This is a genomic window from Bradyrhizobium sp. UFLA06-06 (assembly GCF_054820065.1).
In genome coordinates, this window is record NZ_JADFUD010000057.1 from 1 (window position 1) to 18,923 (window position 18,923).

The window sequence follows — 18,923 nt, forward strand, 5'->3', positions numbered from 1 at the left end:
GATCAGGAGCGCTCCGGCCGCCTCTGAGCGCCGTCCGCCGCCGCCCTCGCCAAGCCTATGAAAGACCGCCGGATTCCGGCGGCCTTTCGGTTGTCAGAAAGTCGGGAAAACTTGCTCGAGCTTGCTGGACATCGGGGAATCGCTTTGCTAAACGACCGCTCTCTTGCGAGGGTCATTTCCGGACAAGTTCCGGGCGCATAGCTCAGTTGGTAGAGCAGCTGACTCTTAATCAGCGGGTCCCAGGTTCGAGCCCTGGTGCGCCCACCAAGCTTTCATAGCTTAGGTTCGCCCTCGTAACGGCCATCCCGGCCAGCGGTCGTGTCTGTTCCGACAACCGCTATTGCCTGCTTCCTTGCTTCCTCACGCCGCTGCCTGATCCCTGCTCTTATGCTTGCGCGTGCGTTTCGCACCGGTCAGCAAATTGTCGGGGCATGTCCGCTATCGCGTGTGGAATGTCGATCACCGTTCGGCGGCGGACTGAATTTGACGAAGTTCATCACGACGAATCCCTGATCACTGCGCTGACAGGCGTTCGGGTGAAGGTGCGGGCTGAGCGCGGGGCGCCCTGCGGCGAGGGCGGTTGACAGCGGAGAGCGCCCACTTTAATCACCTGACTAATTAATCAATTAATTAAAGCGCAAAACCCTAGGGAAAGAATCCGCCTGATGCCGGCCGGCCAGAGACATCCGAAGCTGCTTGCCCCGCGCGGTCGCGGCTTCACTTGGCTGGAAAACCAGGTGTTCCTGCATTCCGTGCGCAGCGCTCTCGAACAGGCTGAGAGTGACCAGACCGCACGCGTTGCCGCGCGCAGCGTCGGCGTGATCACCGCGGGCGGACCGAACGCCGGAGCGACCGGCCATCGCGTCAGACCGTCGATCCCGGAACAAGCTGTGCAGCACCGCTGCAATCGCCCACGCGGTGCACGCCGCGGGCCCCTGCCGCCAAATCCCGCACATCAGTTCGCGCGCGCGAGCGTTGCGCGCCCGGCCGTGATGTCGCGGATCGGCGTCGGCCGCTCGAAGCAGAGTGGGCTTCGTTCACCCGTATGGAAAATGAGGAGTGAGGCGTAAACGATGGGACGTCGATCTGAGGTACTGATGGCACAAGAGACCGCCGGCACGGACAACCGGCGCGTGATCCAGGTGGTGTCGCGCGCATTCGACATCGTGCGTTGCTTCGAAGGTCGAAGCATACGCCTGGGAAATCGCGAAATCGCCGATCGCTGCGGTCTTCCCCGATCGACGGTGTCCCGTCTCACCTTGACGCTTACCCAGATCGGCCAGCTGATCTATCTGCCGCAGGAGCAGAAATATGCTCTCGGTCCCCACGCCGCCCCGGCCGGCGCGCCGTTGTTTGCGCAGGGTTGCGATAAGCCTGTCTGCGCCGACGAGCAGCAACTCCGGCAGGTGCCGCGCTTCGGGTACTTCGAAGATCAGCGCAACTCAATTGCCGAGCCGCTTGCGGTGACGCCACACCGTTGACGCCTCGCGGAAACGGTTGGGATCATCGGCACGAGCGCAAACTAACGAAACATTCGAAGCAAAGGGAAACGCATGTCTGAAGCATACATCATTGACGCTGTTCGCACGCCGCGGGGCATCGGCAAGCCGGGCAAGGGGGCGCTGTCGCACCTGCATCCGCAGCATCTGGCCGCGACGGTGCTCGGCGCGCTCAAGGAGCGCAACAAGCTCGACACGTCGACCGTCGATGACATCATCTGGTCGACATCGACTCAGGAAGGCAAGCAGGGCGGCGATCTCGGACGCATGTCGGCGCTCGCGGCGGGCTACGATATCAACGCCAGCGGCACGACGCTGGATCGTTTCTGCGGCGGCGGCATCACGTCGGTGAACCTCGCGGCAGCGTCCGTGATGTCGGGGATGGAAGATTGCGTCATCGCCGGCGGCACCGAGATGATGAGCTATCAACAGACCCTCGCAGCCGAGCGCTCCAAGGCCGGGCAGCCGGCGCGGATGATGGGTTCGGGCAATCCGGCGCTCGACGAGATTCACCCGCAGTCGCACCAGGGCGTGTGCGGCGACGCCATCGCGACGCGCGAGGGGATCAGCCGCGAGGCTTGCGATGCCTTGGCGCTGACGAGCCAGCAGCGCGCCAAGCGGGCCATCGATCAAGGCCGCTTCGCCAAGTCGGTGATCCCCGTCCTTAACGACGACGGCAGCGTCGCCCTCAATCGCGAAGAATTCCCGCGCCCGGAGACCACGGCTGAAGGCCTTGCTTCGCTGAAGCCGAGCTTCGAGCAGCTTGCGGATTTCGATCTCGGCAACGGCACGACGTTCAAGAAGCAGATCCAGCGCCGCTACCCGGACCTGGAGTGGAAGGGCGTGCACCATGCCGGCAACAGCTCGGGCGTGGTGGACGGCGCCGCCGCGGTGCTGATCACCTCGAAGGCATATGCCGAGAAGCACGGCCTCAAGCCGCGCGGCCGCATCGTGGCCTATGCCAACCAGGGTGACGACCCGACCTTGATGCTCAACGCGCCGGTTCCGGCGGCCAAGAAGGTTCTCGCCAAGGCCGGCCTGACCAAGAACGACATCGACGTCTGGGAGATCAACGAGGCCTTCGCGGTCGTCGCCGAGAAATTCATCCGCGACCTCGAGCTGGACCGCGAGAAGGTCAACATCAATGGCGGCTCGATCGCGCTCGGCCACCCGATCGGCGCGACCGGATCGATCCTGATCGGCACGGCGCTCGACGAACTCGAGCGGAGCGGCGGACGTTATGGCCTAGTCACCATGTGTGCCGCCGGCGGCATGGCGCCGGCCATCATCATCGAACGCATCTGATCGCGAAAGGATATTGCCATGAAACTCGATTCATCGGTCGCCGCCGTCGTCACCGGCGGCGCTTCCGGCCTTGGTGCTGCCACCTCGCGCGCGCTCGCTGCGCAAGGCGTGAAAGTCGCGATCTTCGACTTCAACGAAGAGAAGGGTGAGGCCATCGCCAAGGAAATCGGCGGCGTGTTCTGCAAGGTCGACGTCACCTCGGACGAGCAGGTCGATGCGGGCTTCGCCAAGGCCCGCGCTGCGCATGGCCAGGAGCGCATCTTGGTGAACTGCGCCGGCACCGGCAACGCGGTGAAGACCGCGGGCCGCGACAAGAAGACCGGCGAGCCCACCCACTTCCCGATCGACGCCTTCAACCGCATCATCCAGATCAACCTCGTCGGCACCTTCCGCTGCATCGCCAAGTCGGCGCAGGGCATGCTGTCGCTGTCCCCGCTGGAGCACGGCGAGCGTGGCGCGGTCGTCAACACGGCCTCGGTCGCGGCCGAGGATGGCCAGATGGGGCAGGCGGCTTATTCGGCCTCGAAGGCCGGCGTGGTCGGCATGACCCTGCCGATCGCGCGCGACCTGATGGCCGAAGGCATCCGCGTCAACACCATCCTGCCGGGCATCTTCAACACCCCGCTGCTGCAGGGCGCCCCGGAGAACGTCAAGGCCGCGCTCAGCGCGTCGGTGCCGTTCCCGAAGCGTCTCGGCATGCCGGAGGAATATGCGCAGCTGGCGCTGACCATGATCACCAACGGCTACTTCAACGGTGAAGACGTCCGTCTCGACGGCGCCATCCGCATGGCTCCGCGTTAAGCGATCAGGAGACGAAAGCGATGTCCGAAGAAACTCCGGTCCTCACTGAAGTCCGCGGACCGATCCTGATCATCACCCTGAACCGGCCGGAAGCGAAGAATGCGGCCAACCTCGCCCTCTCCAAGGGCGTGGCCGCGGCGATCGACCGGCTCGACGCCGACGACTCCCTGAGCGTCGGCATCATCACCGGCGCCGGCGGCACATTCTGCTCGGGCATGGACCTCAAGGGGTTCTTGAAAGGCGAGCGGCCATCGATCCCCGGCCGCGGCTTCGCCGGCCTGACCGAGGCGCCGCCGAAGAAGCCGCTGATCGCGGCTGTCGACGGCTACGCGCTCGCCGGCGGGATGGAGATCGCGCTGTCGTGCGACATGATCGTCGCCAACCGCAACGCCAAGTTCGGGATCCCCGAGGTGAAGCGCGGGCTGGCCGCCGCGGCCGGCGGTCTGATCCGCATGCCGCGCCAGATGCCGTTCCGTGTGGCGATGGAGTTCGCATTGACGGGCGAGTTCTTCGGCGCGGAGCGTGCCTACCAGCTCGGCATCATCAACCGTTTGACCGATGGACCGGCGCTCGACGCGGCGCTCGAGCTCGCGGCAGCGATTGGTGCCAACGGCCCGCTCGCCGTAAAGGCATCCAAGCAGGTGATCGTCGAATCCCGGCTCTGGCCGGAAGATGAGATGTGGAAAAGGCAGCAGGAGATCGTCGGTCCTGTCTTCGTATCCGAGGATGCCCGCGAGGGCGCGGCTGCCTTTGCGGAAAAACGCCCGCCGAACTGGAAGGGCAAGTAGGGCATCGCCTGTTTCGGTGACGGAGCGTCGGTTTTGATTGCAGCAGAACCGGCGCTCCAATTTTTTGTACCGGTGCCTCAGCGTATGCCGGCGGTTTCCATGACAGCGCTATTAGGTGATTGATGCGTAGCTTTACCGAAGACCAGGTCATCTTCCGCGGCTCCTACCGCAAGTTTCTCGCCAGCGAGATTGCGCCCCATATGGAGGAATGGCGGGAGGCCGGCATCGTCGACCGCAGCGCGTTCAAGAAGGCCGGCGACCTCGGCTTCCTGATGATCTGGCCCGAGGAAAAATATGGCGGAATGGGCGACGAGGACTTCCGCTACGAGCAGATCATCATTGAGGAGACTGCGCGATCCGGCTGCAAGGGCTGGTACAACACGCTGCACAGCCGCTTGGTCGGTCCTTATTTCAAGCGCTTCGGCACCGAGGAGCAGCGCGACCGATTCCTGCCGAAATGCGTCAGCGGCGAGACGATCCTGGCGATCGCGATGACCGAGCCGGGCGCGGGCTCGGATCTTGCTGGCATGCGGACGACGGCGGAAGACAAGGGCGATCATTTCCTGCTCAATGGCTCGAAGACCTATATTTCCAACGGCATCAATTGCGACGTGGTGATCGTCGCGGCCAAGCTCGCGGGCGCCGAGAAGAAGCATGCCATGGTGCTCCTGATCGTCGAGCGCGGCATGGAAGGTTTTGAGCGCGGCCGCAATCTCAAGAAGATGGGCATGCCGGCGCAGGACACAGCCGAACTGTTTTTCAACAATGTGAAGGTGCCCAAGGCCAACGTGCTGGGAGAACCCGGCAGGGGCTTCTACTATCTGATGGAAGGCCTTGCCGAGGAGCGGTTGATCTCCGCGGTCGGATCGATCGCCAACGGCCGCAAGGCGTTCGACATCACGCGCGCTTACGTGATGGACCGCAAATTGTTCGGCCGGCCGCTCGCCGAACAGCAGAACACCCAGTTCCGCATGGCGGAGGTGGATGCCGAAATCGATCTCGTGCAGGTCTATGTCGATCACTGCGTGACCGAGCACAATGCCGGACGCCTGACCAGCAACATGGGCGCCAAGGCCAAGATGATGTCGTCGGAGGTCGAGTGGAAGATGCTCGATCTTGGCGTCCAGCTGCACGGCGGCGCGGGATACATGGACGAATATCCGATCAGCCGCATGTTCACCGATGCGCGCGTCAATCGAATCCTGGCTGGAAGCTCCGAAGTGATGCGGCTGATCATCGGCCGCGATGTCTTCTCGGAGCACTACAAGAGCATTCTGGACTAGCCGTTCACCACGACCGGCTAGCTGCGTCCGCCCGCGTCAGCCGCGGGCCTGCCGCAGCGGTTCGCGCGCATGCTCCTTCGAGCGCAGCAATGCATCGACGAAGATCGGCTCCCAGGAGCGGATGTGAGTGCGGAGCAGGGTGGTCAGCGCCTCGGTCTCGCCGGCGAGCGCGAGCTCGATCAACCGGTAGTGCTCAGGCACTGACGCTTGCTGCCGCTCGTGGCCGGCGCGGGAGCTGATGCCGTAGAGCCGCATCTTGTCGCGCAGGCCCATCACCGTGTCGGTCAGCAGGTCGTTGCCGGCGGCCGCGATGAACTCGCGATGATAGTTGCGGTCGGCTTCCAGATAGAGCTGGACGTCGTCGGTCTCGACGGCCTTGGCGATCTGGTCGGCCCAGCCGCGCACGACTGCCAGATCCTTTGGCGGATTGGCGGCGACCAGCACGGCGGCGTGGAGCTCGAGTACCTCGCGCATGTCGAACAGGTTGCGCAACTCGGTCAGAGTCGGCTCGACCACCTTGAAGCCGCGGTTGCGCATCGGCTCGACCAGACCGCCGCGGCTGAGCTCGAGCAGCGCTTCGCGTACCGGCGTCGAGGAGACGCCGAGGCTCGCCGCGAGACTCGGCACCGAATACATCGTGCCCGGAAGGCTCTGCCCGGAAATGATCTCGGCCCGCACCCGCTGCAGCACTTGTTCTCGCAAATTCTGGTCCATCGGTGGTCGTGGCCGCCCTCTCGCTGGGAACTCCGATTCGTCGCTGATTATTACTTAGCCTTGACGCGGCCGGTAGCGTATGACGTAAATGTGTAACGCATTACAAAAATGCGTCACATGGATTGACTGGGATAGGTGAGACGGCGGTGAAACAGCGGCTGCCCGGCTATTGCACGCTTTGTCGCTCGCGCTGCGGTGCCGTCACCGTGGTCGAGGATGGGCGCCTTGTCGGGGTAGAGGTATTAAATAACCACCCGACCGGCGGCGCGCTTTGCGCCAAGGGCAGGGCGGCGCCCGAAATCGTCGCCAGCCCGCGCCGGCTTACCGTCCCGCTCAAGCGAACCCAGCCGCGCGGCGCCGCCGATCCGGGCTGGGTCGAGGTGTCGTGGGACGAGGCGTTGACCGAGATCGCCGCCCGGCTCGGTGCGATCCGCGCGGAGAGCGGCGCCGAGGCGGTGGCGTTCGGCGTCACCACGCCGAGCGGCACGCCGATGGTCGACAGTTTCGAGTGGGTCGAGCGCTTCATCCGCGGCTTCGGCAGCCCGAACCTGATCTATGCGGTCGAGATCTGCGGTTGGCACAAGGACTATGCGCACGCGCTGACCTTCGGCCGCGGCATCGGCTTTCCCGACTACGACAATGCCGATGCGATTATCCTGTGGGGCCACAATCCGGCGCGAACCTGGCTCGCCCAGGCAACGCGGATCGCCGATGCGCGGCGTCGCGGCGCCAAGGTCGTGGTGGTCGATCCCAAGCCGAACGGCTCGGGGCAGCAGGCCGATCTGTGGCTGCGCATTCGCCCGGGTGCCGATGGCGCGCTCGCAATGGGGGCGATCCGTCACCTCATCGCGGCCGGCAGCTTCGATGCGGATTTCGTCAACGCATGGACCAATGGATCGCTGCTGGTCGATCGTGCGACCGGACGCTTCCTGCGCGCCGACGCATTGTGGCCGGATGGCGCGCCGGAGGCTTTCGTTCGTCTCGATGCGTCGGGCGCGCCCGTGCCTTGCGACACGCGTTACGCGCCGGAGAGCTGTGGCCAGCTGCGTGGCGCGCTGCAGGTCCGGGCACGCGACGGCCGGATGATAGCGGCGGCAACTGCGTTCGAACTGCTCGTCGAGCGAGCCGCGCCTTACACGCCGGAACGCGTCGCGGAGCTGACCTGGCTTCCTGTCGAGGACGTCGACGCGTTCAACACGCTGCTCGCTCGCCGGCCGCGGCTCGCCTATCATTCCTGGACCGGCGTCGGCCAGCACACCAACGCGACCGCGATCGAGCGCACGATTGCGACGTTGTATGCGCTGACCGGCGCTTGCGATCGGCCCGGCGGCAATCGCTGGTCGGTGCCGCCGCCGACCCGTGCCCTCAACGACTACAATATCCTGTCGCCGGAGCAGCAGGCAAAGGCGCTGGGCATTGCCGAATTGCCGCTCGGCCCGCCGGCCAAGGGCTGGATCACGGCGCGCGATTTCAGCAGGGCCGTGCTCGACGGCGAGCCCTACCGGGTGCGCGCGCTGGTCGCCTTCGGCACCAACTTCGTCGTCTCGCAGGGCCATTCCGAGCGCAACCGCGCCGCGCTGAACGCGCTGGAGTTCCAGGTCCATATCGACATGTTCATGAACCCGACTGCGGAGAGCGCCGATTTCGTGCTGCCCGCCAGCACGCCGTGGGAGCGCGATGCGCTCAAGATTGGATTCGAGATCACGCAGGAAGCCGTCGAGACCGTGCAGTTTCGCCCGCGCATGGTCGAGCCGGTCGGCGCAGTGAAGGCCGATTACGAGATCGCCGCCGCGCTCGCGCTCAGGCTCGGGATGGGCGATTTGTTCTTCGGCGGCGACATCACGGCCGGCTGGAACTATCAGCTCGCGCCGCTCGGCATCGGTGTCGAGGATCTGCGCGCGCACCCCGAAGGCCGCCGCTTCCCGCAGATCTTCCGCGACGAAAAATACGCCGTGGCGCGCGAGGACCGAACGGTTGCCGGATTCGCGACGCCGACGCGCCGCGTCGAGCTTTATTCCGAACTGATGCTGGGACACGGGTATGATCCCTTGCCCGACCACGTCGAGCCGGTCGGCAGCCCGCTCACGGCAGCGCCGGACGCACGCTTTCCGCTCGTGCTTTCCACTGCCAAGAGCGGCTGGTTCGTTCACTCCTCTTATCGGCACGTCGCCTCGCTGCGGCGCAAGTCGCCCGATCCGGCCGTCGAGATCAGTCCGCAGCTCGCCGAGCGGCGCGGCCTTGCCGAAGGCGACTGGGCCGTGGTGGAAACGCATGGCGGTGCCGTGCGCCTGAAGGTGCGCCTCAATGCGGCGCTCGACGATCGGGTTGTCGTCGCCGAATTCGGTTGGTGGGAGGACTGTCCGCCGCTCGGCCGCGAACGTTCCGCGCCGGCAGGCATCCACACCCGCAACATCAACGCCGTGCTGCACGACGATGCGCGCGATCCGGTCAGCGGGTCCGTCCCGTTGCGCGCGATCGTCTGCGATATCAGGCGCGACGGAATTGCCAGTCGTGGCCTGTGGAGCGGTCAGCGGCGGTTCAAGATCGGCGCGCGCCGCGCCGAGGCAGATAATGTCATCGCGCTCAACCTGCTGCCGCTTGACGGTGGTCCGCTGCCCGACTTCCTGCCGGGCCAGCGCGTGATGGTCTCGCTGCCCGGCGCGACGGAGGCGCGGGCCTATTCGCTGACCGGATCCGGTGATCTGCCGCGTTCGCTGTCGATTGCGGTGAAGGGACGTTTCTTCAGTGAGGCGCCGAGTGGCGACGCGCCGTTCTTCATGCCGGATCATCTGCACCGTCTTGCCGTCGGAGACGAGGTCGTGCTGGAGCCGCCGGGCGGCATCTTCACGCCGCAGCTGAAGGGGCCGCGGCCCCTAATTTTCGTCGCCGCCGGCATCGGCATCACGCCGTTTATGAGCCATCTCGAAACGCTGCAAGGTATCGCACCACAAGATCGCGCAGGCGAAATCCTGCTGCTGCACGGCTGCCGCAGCAGCCGGGAGCATCCGTTTGCCGAGCGACTTGCGGAGTTGGAAACCGGTATTCCAGGGCTGAAGCGTGTGACGTTCTATTCCGCGCCGTTCGCGCAGGACCCGATCGACTCGCATTCGTTGCGCAAGGGGAGGGTTGATCTCGGACCAGTCAAGCCGCTGTTGGCGCGCCGGCCGCTGGTCTACATCTGCGGCTCGCCGGAATTCGTCACGGCACAGATCGAGGCCGTGACGGCGCTCGGCGTGCCGCGCTTCGACATTTTTGCCGAAAGCTTCGTGTCGCCGCCGTCGGTGCCGAGCAACCTGGCGCCGCGCACCATCCGGCTTGCGGGCAGCACGCAGAGTTTTTCCTGGGGGCCGGAGCAGGGGACGCTGCTTGATGCGGCGGGTGCGGCGGGCGTCGCGCTGCCGAGCGGCTGCCGTGTCGGGCAATGCGAAAGCTGTGCGGTTCAGGTCGTCGATGGGGAGTTTACCCATCTCGGCCCTGTCGATGGCAGCGAGGGACAGTGCCTCGCCTGCCAGGCCGTGCCGCTGACCGATCTCACGCTCGCGCTTTGATGACCAAACACGATTGAAGGCTGTAACCGCATTTACCGGAAGGGGATCAGATTGATGACGAATGCAACGCACGATCAAGCCGTGAGTTTGCGAAAACCTGTCGCGGACAACATCATCGCGCGATTTTCGCAAGCCCTGGTGGCGTTTGCGGAGCGCTGGTTTCCGGATGCCTACGTCTTCGTCCTGATCGCGGTGATTGCGGTCGCAATCGGCGCGATCCTGCATGGCGGTTCGCCGCTCGCCGTAAGCCGCGCGTTTGGTGACGGGTTCTGGAACCTGATTCCGTTCACGATGCAGATGGCGCTGGTCGCGATCGGCGGCTATGTCGTGGCGATGTCGCCGCCGGTGGCGGCCGTGCTGGCGCGGCTCGCCAGCGTGCCGAAGACCGGGCGCGGCGCCGTGGTCTTTGTCGGCGTGCTCAGCATCTTTCTGTCGCTGCTGAACTGGGGCCTGAGCCTGATCTTCTCGGGTCTTCTGGTGCGGGAGATCGCACGGCGCACCGACATCAGGCTCGACTACCGGGCGGCCGGCGCCGCCGGCTATCTCGGGCTCGGCTGCGGCTTCACGCTCGGCATCACGTCATCGGCTGCGCAGCTGCAGGCGAATGCCGGCAGCATTCCGGCATCGCTCCTGCCGATCACCGGCGTGATCGGTTTCTCGGAAACCATCCTGACCTGGCAGAACATGGTCACCGTCGTGATGGTGACCGTGGTCTCCGCCGCGATTTGCTATTTCACGACGCCTGCGCCCGAACAGGCGAAGACGGCGGAAGACCTCGGCGTTGCGCTTGGCGATGATCGCATCGAGGCCAGGAAGCCGGCGCGTCCGGGCGACTGGCTGGAGTTCAGCCCGCTGCTGACGATCCTGATCGCCGTGCTTGCCGCCGGCTGGTTGTGGCAGACATTCCAGTCGGGCAATCCGTTGATCACGTTGTCCGGCCTCAACACCTATAACTTCGTCTTCCTCATCCTCGGCATCGTGCTGCACTGGCGTCCGCGCAGCCTCATCGAGTCGTTCTCGAAGGCGATGCCGAGTGTCTCCGGCGTGCTGTTGCAGTTTCCGTTCTACGCCGGCATTGCGCAGATCCTGACCAAGGTCCCGAACAGCAGCGGTACGACGCTGTCGGACACGATCGCACACTGGTTCGTCGGCGCCTCCAGCAATTCCACCGTGTTCTCGTTCCTGGTCGGAATCTATTCGGCGCTGCTCGGCTTCTTCGTGCCGTCGGCCGGCGGAAAGTGGATCATCGAGGCGCCCTACATCATGAAGGCGGCCAACGACATCGGCGCGCATCTCGGCTGGACGGTGATGGTCTACAACATCGCCGAGACGCTGCCGAACTTCATCAACCCGTTCTGGATGCTGCCGCTGCTCGGCATCCTCGGCCTGAAGTCGAAGGATCTGATCGGCTACACGTCGGTGCAGTTCTTCATCCACTTTCCGATCGTGATGCTGCTGGCGGCGATCCTGATGGCGACCTTCACCTATCATCCGCCGATCCTGCCCTGAGCGATCATGGCCGGGCACCCGGTGCCCGGCCAATTCAGCGGTCAACGACCGTCATCACCAAAACTGTGCTGTTTTTCCGCCCATCGCGAATGAGGCGTCGCGCCGGGCTCTTATCTTTGGTCAGCCATTTCATTGACCGCGGCGCGGTTCGGCTGGATATTGATGCTCGATATCCGTGTTGTCCAAGGTTACCGCAATGAGACATGACCACCGCAGCTTGATGTGCGACATGCGAAGCCGCATGCAGCATCGCTGCGTCTCGGCGGCGACCGGCGTCTGTTGTTGTTGATCGCTTCGACAAATCCAAAGCACCCGACAATCAGACAGGAGCGCCGTCATTCGGCGATCGAACACGCATGTCCCGAGCCCAAATGTCCCAAGCCTATGTCATCGAAGTATCGGATCGCACCGCCGGTATCGTCGTCAGCGACAACCGCGGCTTCTGCTTCTTCTCCTCTGACCGCGCCTTTGACGGCCTCGACGGCGGCTATTTCGGCTCCGCGCGCGCCGCGGAGCGTGCGGTGAGGGCGCACTTGCAGCAGCGCCACGAGGTTCGGAGCCGTGCGACGCGCGGTTGAGGCCGTTGCTCAGGAGGCCGCGGCGAGCGGCGGCGAGACCACCTGCGGCGGCTCAGGCGCCTGCGTGGCAGTCGTTGCCAGCTGGAAGCGGATGCCGTGCAACGAGCAGGTCAGCGGGATGCCGCGGAAATCGTCATGGAAGGCGCGAATCCGACGCGCCAGCTCGCCGGCGCTGATGCCGGCGGGAAGCTCGCACATCTCGCGGTACATCCGCCGCGTGCTCTTGATTCCGCACCAGGCGATCTCCAGTTCCGCCAGCGGCATGGGATCGCAGGCGAGATTGCGCGACATCCGCCAGAACAGATGGGCAAGCCGCACATAGGCGATCTGTTCGAGTCCGCGTACGCTGATCTTGTCGGGAATGATGAAGGACTCGACCCCGACGATCGGGCCGGAATCGACGCGCGCGGCCATCACATGGGCCGTCGCGCCGAAGGTGCGGGCACCATCATAGAGCGCGAAATGCGCCGGCGCCCAGCCGGGATATTGCGGCGGGCCGGGATGGAAATTGTAGGCGCCGTGGCCGAGCGCCGCCAGAATGTGCTCCGGCACGACGACGCTGGTGGTGAAGGCCAACAGCCGGGCCTCGCGCAAGACCTCCGGCTCGATCGCGGCGAGCTCGTCGGCCGTTACCGCGCAGCGGAACGACAGCGCCGGATTGTGCGCCTTCAACAGTTCGGTGAGCGCGAATTGCTGGTTGGCGGCACCGGTAAGAAGGATGATTGTCTTCATGATGTCGATGTCCTTCCCTTGCTCTGTCTTTCCGGCGGTAATCAGCCGCGCTGCCCGGCCATCACGACGACGCTGCCGGCATCGCGGGACTGGCCCACGGTGCGGAACAGGTCGGCCGGCAGCGTCTGCCACGGCGCGATCTCGATGATGCGGTTGTTCGCGCTTTTCGCGGCCGATTTCGCCGCGCGGATATCGTCCTGCCAGGGGCAGAGTGCGAGCTCGAGCCGGCCGAACCCGCCGCAATCGGCCGCGAACGCGCCGGTGACCGCCTCGATGCTGGCAGCCATTTCGTGCGCGTCGCTGGTCGCGATTGCGCGCATGATCACGGTGATCGCATCATTCGAGGCCGCCTGCGACCGGATTACGATCATGGCGTCACGGCCGCCGCTGCGGCTGGCGCGCCGCGCGGCCCGCATCGCGACGCCGAATTCGGCGTCCGGTCCAAGATCGCTGCTGTCGGTAGGCAGGTTGTGAACGATTGTGGTGTGGCGGGGCGTGCCGGCGTCTTCGGCCGGAGCGTGGTATGAGCGCGGCAGCCAGACGGTGTCGAGCGCCATCTGCGATGCTGTCAGGCTCCAGGCCTGGTCGAGCAAATAGCCTTCCCAGACCGCGGGATAGGCGCTCGCGATGTGATGCCAGTTGCGCAGCACCGCTTCGGCGGCGGCCGAACGGCCGAGATAGAGGGTGCGCGCCGACATTTCCCACCGGTTCCATTTGTGGAGCGCGATGTCGCAATCAAGGTATGATGGCAGCAATGGCGGCTCGCTGAGGACTGCGTCGGCCTCGATGAAGAGCAGCGGTTCGCGGTGCTGTTCCCACATCCGCAGCATAAAGCCGGATTTCTCGGCTGCGCGCATGCGCTCGCCGTCTGCGGTGTCGATCGGTGCGATATCGCAGGCGATCCGGAATTCGGCCAGCTTGTCGCGGAGGGCGCGGGCACGATCGTCGCCGCAAGCGCGGGGATAGCAGGAGACCACGCGCAGCGATGCATCGGGTCGGGAGCCCTCCTCGGGAGCGATCGGGCGCCAATTGAGGCCGCCCCACCACATCTCGTGCGGGCCATCAGGGCTCGGCCCGATCGTTCCGAAGTCGGTCAGCTTGCTCTTCAGGAAGTCGAAGGCGGGATTCTCGCCGAAGGGGACGACGACCGCGCAGCCGGCGCGAAGCGACCGGTAAAGCATCTCGGCGGCGGGGCCGCTTGGCGGCTCGACGAGGATGATGACGCCATGGTCCCTCGCCGGCACCGAGCCGGCCTGATGGAGGACCGCGGGTCCGAGCCGCTCCGACAGCCATGCAAGCCGACGGCGCTGCGCGGCACTCATCCGGATGCCGTTCGCCGCCAGCAATTGGTCGAAGTTCGTCTGCAAGCCGTCCGCTTGCGCCGTGTCAGCCGAAATCATGCCCGCACTACCCCTCGTTAACCTTCTACGTGCGGGGCGGCCGGATCAGGCGGACAAATCAGCTGTCGTTGTTCGTTGCGAGCGTGTCGTTGGTGCTGCGCCAGGTCAGTGTGGCCGAGGGGGCACCGTTGCCGTCGCGGTCCGCGACCGCAAGGATGCGGTCATGGTCGAGGGCGGTCAGCGCGACCGTGTAGATGGCGACGTCGTCTTCGAAGCCGTCGACCGGCATCAGCAGCATGCCGTCGTCACTGGTAGCACGGAAGTGACGGCCGCGCCGTTCGAGGCCGGCATCGATGAGCCGTCCCGCGGCGATCGCTGTCACGTTCGAACTGTCGGCGGCTTTCGCGGCGCTCTCACCGTATTGGACCGTGATGCCGTGGAGCATCCCGTCGCGGGTGAGCTTGGCCAGCGGCAGCGCGATGGTCGCGATTGCCATCCGGCGCGACAGCGGTATCCGCAGGCGGAGGTCGCCGAGCCCGGTATGATAGACGCTGACCGCCTCCAGCGAGGCCTGGCCGTTCCGATCGAACAGACCGACCTGCAGCGTCCCGCACGGTGCTTCGCCGAACACATTCGCGGGCAGGCGATTGGCGCCGAACAGCGTGTAGAGATAGGCGTGCGACGGCGACAGGGTGGCAAAGCTGCCCGCCAGCCACATCGGGGGCGCCGGAGCCGTGCAGGCGGTCATGAGGCCGCCGGCGATGATGCAATCATTGATGAAGTCGGCATCGAGCAATGGCGCCAGCGCCTGGGTGCCGAGATTGACGTCATGCTTGATGCCGCCGAGCAACGCGAGCTCATCGTCGTCCGGCAGCAGCAGGAGGCGTCCCAGCACGGCGGCGGCCCAGCGCGCCGCGACCGCGGGGTCGGCATCGGGCTGCAATCCGTAGCGTGGTGCCAGCTCGCGGGCGCGCGAAACATAGGCCAGCGTCCCGGATTGCACCTCGCTCGCGAGCGCCAGCTGGGCGGCCGGGCGCTGATCACCCTCGCGCAACACGTCACCATCACGATAATCCCGCGCCGATCCTTCACTGGAACAGCACAGCTGTTCCAGCAATGCGACGTTGCGGATCAGCATGCGCTTGACGTGCGGCGTGACGATGCGATCCGAGACCAGTCCCTCCGCGGTATCGTCATCGGCGATGTCGTCGAAGGCATCGTCAAGCGTCAGCAGATAGGCGCCGTGCAGGCGGATGCGGATGCCCTCGCGATCGAAGATGCGCCGCAGCGATTTCTGCACGCTTGCGGAATAGCCGAGGTCGACCAGGATCAGATCGGTGCAGCCGTCGAAATCCCGGATCTTCGCGCGAAGGTAGGTAAGCAGACGGGTCCGGACGCCGGCAGCGATATCGGTGATTTCGCGCGGGTCCATCAGATCGGGCAGGGCGTCGGCGAGTTCGCGGCCGCTCGCAATGCCGTCGGGATACTGCGCGAAGAACTTCATCACGGCGGGCGGCTGCACCTTGACGATGTCGACAAAGGTCGCCGCGTCGATCTTGACGACCCGGTTCAGCAGCTCACAGAGCGGTTCGAGCGTGTCAGCAGACCCGACCAGGCTGACGCGACGATTGATCTCGATATAGGCGCCGGTCTCGCCGTGGTTTGCCTGCCAGACCCGATACGGCAGCAGACCGTCGCGACCGAGGAATCCGACCGCAACGCGCGCGCCGTCGCGAGCAAGCGCAGTGCGCCGGGCGGCAATGAATGCATCGAACGCCGCCATCACGGGGCCGAGAACGGTCACGCCGAGGTCGAAAGCGGGAGAATGCTCCGCGCCCTTCGCCGTCACAGCGCGCCGAAGCGTGCGGGCGCCGCAATCGAGCCGCGACGGCTGATCGGGACACAGCAATTCGAAGATCGATGTCTCGCGCTGAAACTTGGAGGCCAATGCCGCGCCGGCCTGCGGATAGTAGCGCGGACGGATGCCGTGACGGCGCGCCCCCTTGATATCGGCGGTGTGGTTGTCGCCGACATGGAACGAGCTTGCCGCTTCGATGCCTTGCTCGGCAAGATAGGCCTTAAACAGCGCTTCGCTCTTGCTACTACCGTGATCGCAGGACGCATAGAGGAAATCCCAGCTCAGCCCGGGACTGCAGGAATGCAGCAGCTGCGCGAGCTGGTCGGTGCTCCAGTAGGTGTCGGAAATGAAGCCGACGCGAAAACCACCGCGCTTCATGTCCAGATATTGCTCGAGCATTTCGAGATTGACGCGGCACAGTTCGAGTTCGGTCTCGAACTCGAACTGCGCGAGATCGTGCAGCGCATCGCGGCTCAGGCCGAACAGCCTGAACGGAAAGTATTTGTAGATGTCGGCGATGCGCACTTCAGTTGAGCCGCACCGCTCCTGCGATACCTTGCGCGCCCGCGCCTCCGCCTGGATTCGATGCTGAACGAAACCGGCGGACATGTTCGGAAATTTTTCAGCAATGCAGGAACGCTGAAAAACCCTTTCAAATACGCCATCCGGCGTCGTGCAGGCGCGCAACAGAAATGTATCGAAAACATCGAATGAACATGCAGAAACATTCTGCGCTCGACGCGTCGCGTCGACCGTCATGATCGTCATGCGCAAAATTCCCGCCAGTCCTCATGCGTTGAACGCGCGCATGAGACAAATCAGGCGCGACAGTTCAAAAAAGTTGATGCGGGATTCGAAAACGCGCGCTTCGCGACTGACAGATTCAAAAAATCCGATAACGTCGAAACAGTGATTCGGAAAAAATTGCCTAGTCGCAATCGTCGAATGCAGGATGGCGACCAACGGCGATGAATCATTCGCATGCTCCGCGCATGCAATTGTTCGCGTGGCGTTAGTTGGTGTGACAACAGCGTTTTCCGACGCGACGATCTCTCCCGCGGAAATGCGAGGCGATGCTGAACGACTGCTCCAAACTCCGTCGAATTTTTCCCTGCGCCTCCGCGCAGCGGCAGCTTTTGCCGGGCGGTCGGCAAAAACATCCAGCTAAGCATTTGAAAAATAACGAAAAAAGTTCGCCTGGTTTGCGGGCCCCCTTCGTTCAACGCTCAGAAGCCGCATGGAATGTGTGCCAGCGGCGTTGGTTGGAGAGCGGCGGATGAGTTACGCGCTTGATATGAGGGCACCGGCCGAAGTGGAGGCCACGCCGGCCGCGGTTGCGCCGGCCGAGGCGGCTGCTCCGTGGAGCAACGTCCCCACCGTTGCCGATGCGGGCCCGCTCGACACCGTCGAGATCCACGACGAAGACAAGGAATTGCTCGACCGCCTCGCCGCCGGCGACGAGACGGCGTTTCGCGCTCTGGTCGAACGTCATGTCGATCGCGCCTACGCGATCGCGCTGCGCATCGTCGGCAACGCCGCCGACGCCGAAGACGTCGTGCAGGACACGATGCTGAAGGTGTGGACGCATCGCGGCCGTTGGCAGCATGGCCGCGCCAAGTTTTCGACCTGGCTCTATCGCGTCGTCAGCAACCGCTGCATCGATCTGCGCCGCAAGCCGCGCACCGAGAATGTCGATGTCGTGCCCGAGGTCGCCGACACTCAGCTTGATGCCTCCGCCGTCATCGAGCGCAACGAGATCGGCAATCTGCTGGAGGTCGCGATGCAGCGGCTGCCCGAGCAGCAGCGCGTCGCGGTGATCCTGTCCTATCATGAGAACATGAGCAACGGCGAGATCGCCGAGGTCATGGACACGACTGTGGCCGCGGTGGAGTCGCTGTTGAAGCGAGGACGGCAGCAGCTGCGCGAGATGCTGAAACGGCACGAGCGCGACCTGCGCGGCGCGTTTACCGACTGCTAACCATAAATTCCGGCTTCTGAAGATTTTGCGCCTGACCACCGGCGGCCGACCCGTTTGATCGGGCGGACGGGGGCTGGATCCGCGTCACCTCTCTATTTCACGATGCGGCATGCCATGCCCCATCAGCACAGGAGCTACTCATGCCGGCAATCTCCACCAACACCGCCGCGAACTCCGCGGTCCGTTACCTCAACATCAACTCGCAGCAGGAAACCAGCGCGCTGTCGAAGCTGTCGAGCGGCTCGCGCATCACCTCCGCCTCCGACGACGCGGCCGGCCTTGCGATCTCGACCCGCATCTCCTCCGACATCACGACGCTGCAGCAGGCCGCCACCAACGCGGCGCAGGCGACCTCGATCCTGCAGACGGCCGACGGCGGCGCCTCCAACATCTCGGACATCCTGGCCCGCATGAAGTCACTGGCTTCCGAGTCCGCCTCGGGCACCGTGGCGGATTCCAGCCGCGCCTACATCAATTCGGAATTCACACAGCTCAAGGGCGAAATCGACTCGATCGCCAGTGGCACCCGCTACAGCAGCCAGAGCTTGCTCGACGGTTCGAGCGTGTTCTCCTCCGGCGTCTCTGTGCTGGTCGGTTCGACCTCGGCCGACACCATCACGATCACGCTGACGAGCCTCACGGCCTCGTCGCTGTCCGTGACGTCGCTCGACGTCTCCAGCCTGTCGAGCGCCACCAGCGCGATGACGGCTCTCGACACCGCGATCGACAAGGTTTCGTCCGCACGTGCCGAGATCGGTGCTCAGGAATCCCGCTTCAACTTCAGCGCCGACTCGATCTCGACCCAGACCCAGAACCTGCAATCGGCCAACTCGGCGATCAAGGACGTCGATATCGCCTCCGAGCAGGCGACGCTGTCCTCGGCCGAGGTGAAGACCCAGGCCGCGGTTTCGGCGGAAACCGCGGCGAACCAGATGCCGCAGTACCTGCTGAAGCTGCTCGGCTAATTCGAAAGACCGGTCGGGCCGGCAT

Annotated in this window: 14 protein-coding genes, 1 tRNA gene and 1 pseudogene; 12 read left to right on the forward strand and 4 right to left on the reverse strand. The window is 64.7% G+C overall.

All coding sequences use genetic code 11. The features are described 5' to 3' along the window. Positions 1-191: 191 nt before the first annotated feature. From IF803_RS33040 to IF803_RS33070, 7 genes and pseudogenes are all read left to right on the forward strand, one after another. Positions 192-267 (forward strand) — tRNA-Lys (locus IF803_RS33040). A 398-nt stretch (positions 268-665) separates the two neighbouring features. Beyond that, a complete protein-coding gene (locus IF803_RS33045) occupies positions 666-1,070 on the forward strand; it encodes a hypothetical protein (RefSeq protein ID WP_028340060.1) in 405 nt (134 codons plus the stop codon). Between the two features lie 3 nt (positions 1,071-1,073). Then, positions 1,074-1,331, forward strand: a pseudogene (locus tag IF803_RS33050) (helix-turn-helix domain-containing protein); the annotation flags it as partial. 222 nt (positions 1,332-1,553) lie between these two features. Continuing rightward, complete coding sequence (locus IF803_RS33055) at positions 1,554-2,804, forward strand: acetyl-CoA C-acetyltransferase (protein ID WP_028340062.1); 1,251 nt, start codon at positions 1,554-1,556, stop codon at positions 2,802-2,804. Between the two features lie 18 nt (positions 2,805-2,822). After that, positions 2,823-3,605, forward strand: a complete 783-nt coding sequence (locus IF803_RS33060) for an SDR family NAD(P)-dependent oxidoreductase (RefSeq protein WP_028340063.1) — start codon at positions 2,823-2,825, stop codon at positions 3,603-3,605. 20 nt (positions 3,606-3,625) lie between these two features. Then, positions 3,626-4,393, forward strand: a complete 768-nt coding sequence (locus IF803_RS33065; protein ID WP_028340064.1) for a crotonase/enoyl-CoA hydratase family protein — start codon at positions 3,626-3,628, stop codon at positions 4,391-4,393. A 122-nt stretch (positions 4,394-4,515) separates the two neighbouring features. Further along, positions 4,516-5,676: an acyl-CoA dehydrogenase family protein gene (locus IF803_RS33070; protein ID WP_028340065.1), complete on the forward strand. Its 1,161-nt coding sequence runs from the start codon at positions 4,516-4,518 to the stop codon at positions 5,674-5,676. Positions 5,677-5,712: 36 nt separating this feature from the next. Here the strand turns inward: IF803_RS33070 and IF803_RS33075 are convergent, their stop codons facing one another. After that, on the reverse strand, positions 5,713-6,390 hold the full coding sequence (locus tag IF803_RS33075) for a GntR family transcriptional regulator (RefSeq protein WP_028340066.1): 678 nt from the start codon (positions 6,388-6,390) through the stop codon (positions 5,713-5,715). Between the two features lie 146 nt (positions 6,391-6,536). Here IF803_RS33075 and IF803_RS33080 point away from each other — a divergent pair, with 146 nt between their 5' ends. The 3 genes from IF803_RS33080 (at position 6,537) to IF803_RS33090 (ending at position 12,025) form a co-directional block, all read left to right on the forward strand. Beyond that, positions 6,537-9,938 (forward strand): molybdopterin-dependent oxidoreductase, encoded by a 3,402-nt coding sequence (locus tag IF803_RS33080; RefSeq protein WP_461194997.1) that lies wholly within the window; start codon positions 6,537-6,539, stop codon positions 9,936-9,938. A gap of 54 nt (positions 9,939-9,992) precedes the next feature. After that, complete coding sequence (locus IF803_RS33085) at positions 9,993-11,447, forward strand: short-chain fatty acid transporter (RefSeq protein WP_411784356.1); 1,455 nt, start codon at positions 9,993-9,995, stop codon at positions 11,445-11,447. A 371-nt stretch (positions 11,448-11,818) separates the two neighbouring features. After that, a complete protein-coding gene (locus IF803_RS33090; RefSeq protein ID WP_461194999.1) occupies positions 11,819-12,025 on the forward strand; it encodes a hypothetical protein in 207 nt (68 codons plus the stop codon). Between the two features lie 9 nt (positions 12,026-12,034). Here IF803_RS33090 and IF803_RS33095 read toward each other — a convergent pair whose 3' ends face one another. From IF803_RS33095 to IF803_RS33105, 3 genes are read right to left on the reverse strand one after another with little or no spacing between them, the layout of a single operon-like run. Further along, entirely contained in the window at positions 12,035-12,760 is a 726-nt protein-coding gene (locus IF803_RS33095; RefSeq protein ID WP_461195022.1) for a formyltransferase family protein, read from the reverse strand. Positions 12,761-12,798: 38 nt separating this feature from the next. Continuing rightward, positions 12,799-14,157 carry a hypothetical protein gene (locus IF803_RS33100; protein WP_461195001.1) on the reverse strand — a complete coding sequence of 453 codons (1,359 nt, stop codon included), beginning with the start codon at positions 14,155-14,157 and terminating at the stop codon, positions 12,799-12,801. A 58-nt stretch (positions 14,158-14,215) separates the two neighbouring features. Further along, entirely contained in the window at positions 14,216-16,723 is a 2,508-nt protein-coding gene (locus IF803_RS33105) for an HAD family hydrolase (RefSeq protein ID WP_461195003.1), read from the reverse strand. Positions 16,724-17,231: 508 nt separating this feature from the next. On the opposite strand from IF803_RS33105, the gene IF803_RS33110 reads away from it, so the two are divergent. Together IF803_RS33110 and IF803_RS33115 are read left to right on the forward strand one after the other, a co-directional pair. After that, positions 17,232-17,933, forward strand: coding sequence for an RNA polymerase sigma factor (locus tag IF803_RS33110; protein WP_028336955.1), 702 nt, complete (start codon positions 17,232-17,234; stop codon positions 17,931-17,933). 140 nt (positions 17,934-18,073) lie between these two features. After that, positions 18,074-18,898 (forward strand): flagellin, encoded by an 825-nt coding sequence (locus IF803_RS33115; RefSeq protein ID WP_028336954.1) that lies wholly within the window; start codon positions 18,074-18,076, stop codon positions 18,896-18,898. Positions 18,899-18,923 lie beyond the last annotated feature (25 nt).

What these genes read in the sequence shown, in the direction of transcription:
- IF803_RS33045 (WP_028340060.1), top strand. Translation starts at nt 666, where the DNA reads ATGCCGGCCGGCCAGAGACATCCGAAGCTGCTTGCCCCGCGCGGTCGC.
- IF803_RS33055 (WP_028340062.1), top strand. Translation starts at nt 1,554, where the DNA reads ATGTCTGAAGCATACATCATTGACGCTGTTCGCACGCCGCGGGGCATC.
- IF803_RS33060 (WP_028340063.1), top strand. Translation starts at nt 2,823, where the DNA reads ATGAAACTCGATTCATCGGTCGCCGCCGTCGTCACCGGCGGCGCTTCC.
- IF803_RS33065 (WP_028340064.1), top strand. Translation starts at nt 3,626, where the DNA reads ATGTCCGAAGAAACTCCGGTCCTCACTGAAGTCCGCGGACCGATCCTG.
- IF803_RS33070 (WP_028340065.1), top strand. Translation starts at nt 4,516, where the DNA reads ATGCGTAGCTTTACCGAAGACCAGGTCATCTTCCGCGGCTCCTACCGC.
- IF803_RS33075 (WP_028340066.1), bottom strand. Translation starts at nt 6,390, where the DNA reads ATGGACCAGAATTTGCGAGAACAAGTGCTGCAGCGGGTGCGGGCCGAG.
- IF803_RS33085 (WP_411784356.1), top strand. Translation starts at nt 9,993, where the DNA reads ATGACGAATGCAACGCACGATCAAGCCGTGAGTTTGCGAAAACCTGTC.
- IF803_RS33090 (WP_461194999.1), top strand. Translation starts at nt 11,819, where the DNA reads ATGTCCCAAGCCTATGTCATCGAAGTATCGGATCGCACCGCCGGTATC.
- IF803_RS33100 (WP_461195001.1), bottom strand. Translation starts at nt 14,157, where the DNA reads ATGATTTCGGCTGACACGGCGCAAGCGGACGGCTTGCAGACGAACTTC.
- IF803_RS33105 (WP_461195003.1), bottom strand. Translation starts at nt 16,723, where the DNA reads ATGACGATCATGACGGTCGACGCGACGCGTCGAGCGCAGAATGTTTCT.
- IF803_RS33110 (WP_028336955.1), top strand. Translation starts at nt 17,232, where the DNA reads ATGAGTTACGCGCTTGATATGAGGGCACCGGCCGAAGTGGAGGCCACG.
- IF803_RS33115 (WP_028336954.1), top strand. Translation starts at nt 18,074, where the DNA reads ATGCCGGCAATCTCCACCAACACCGCCGCGAACTCCGCGGTCCGTTAC.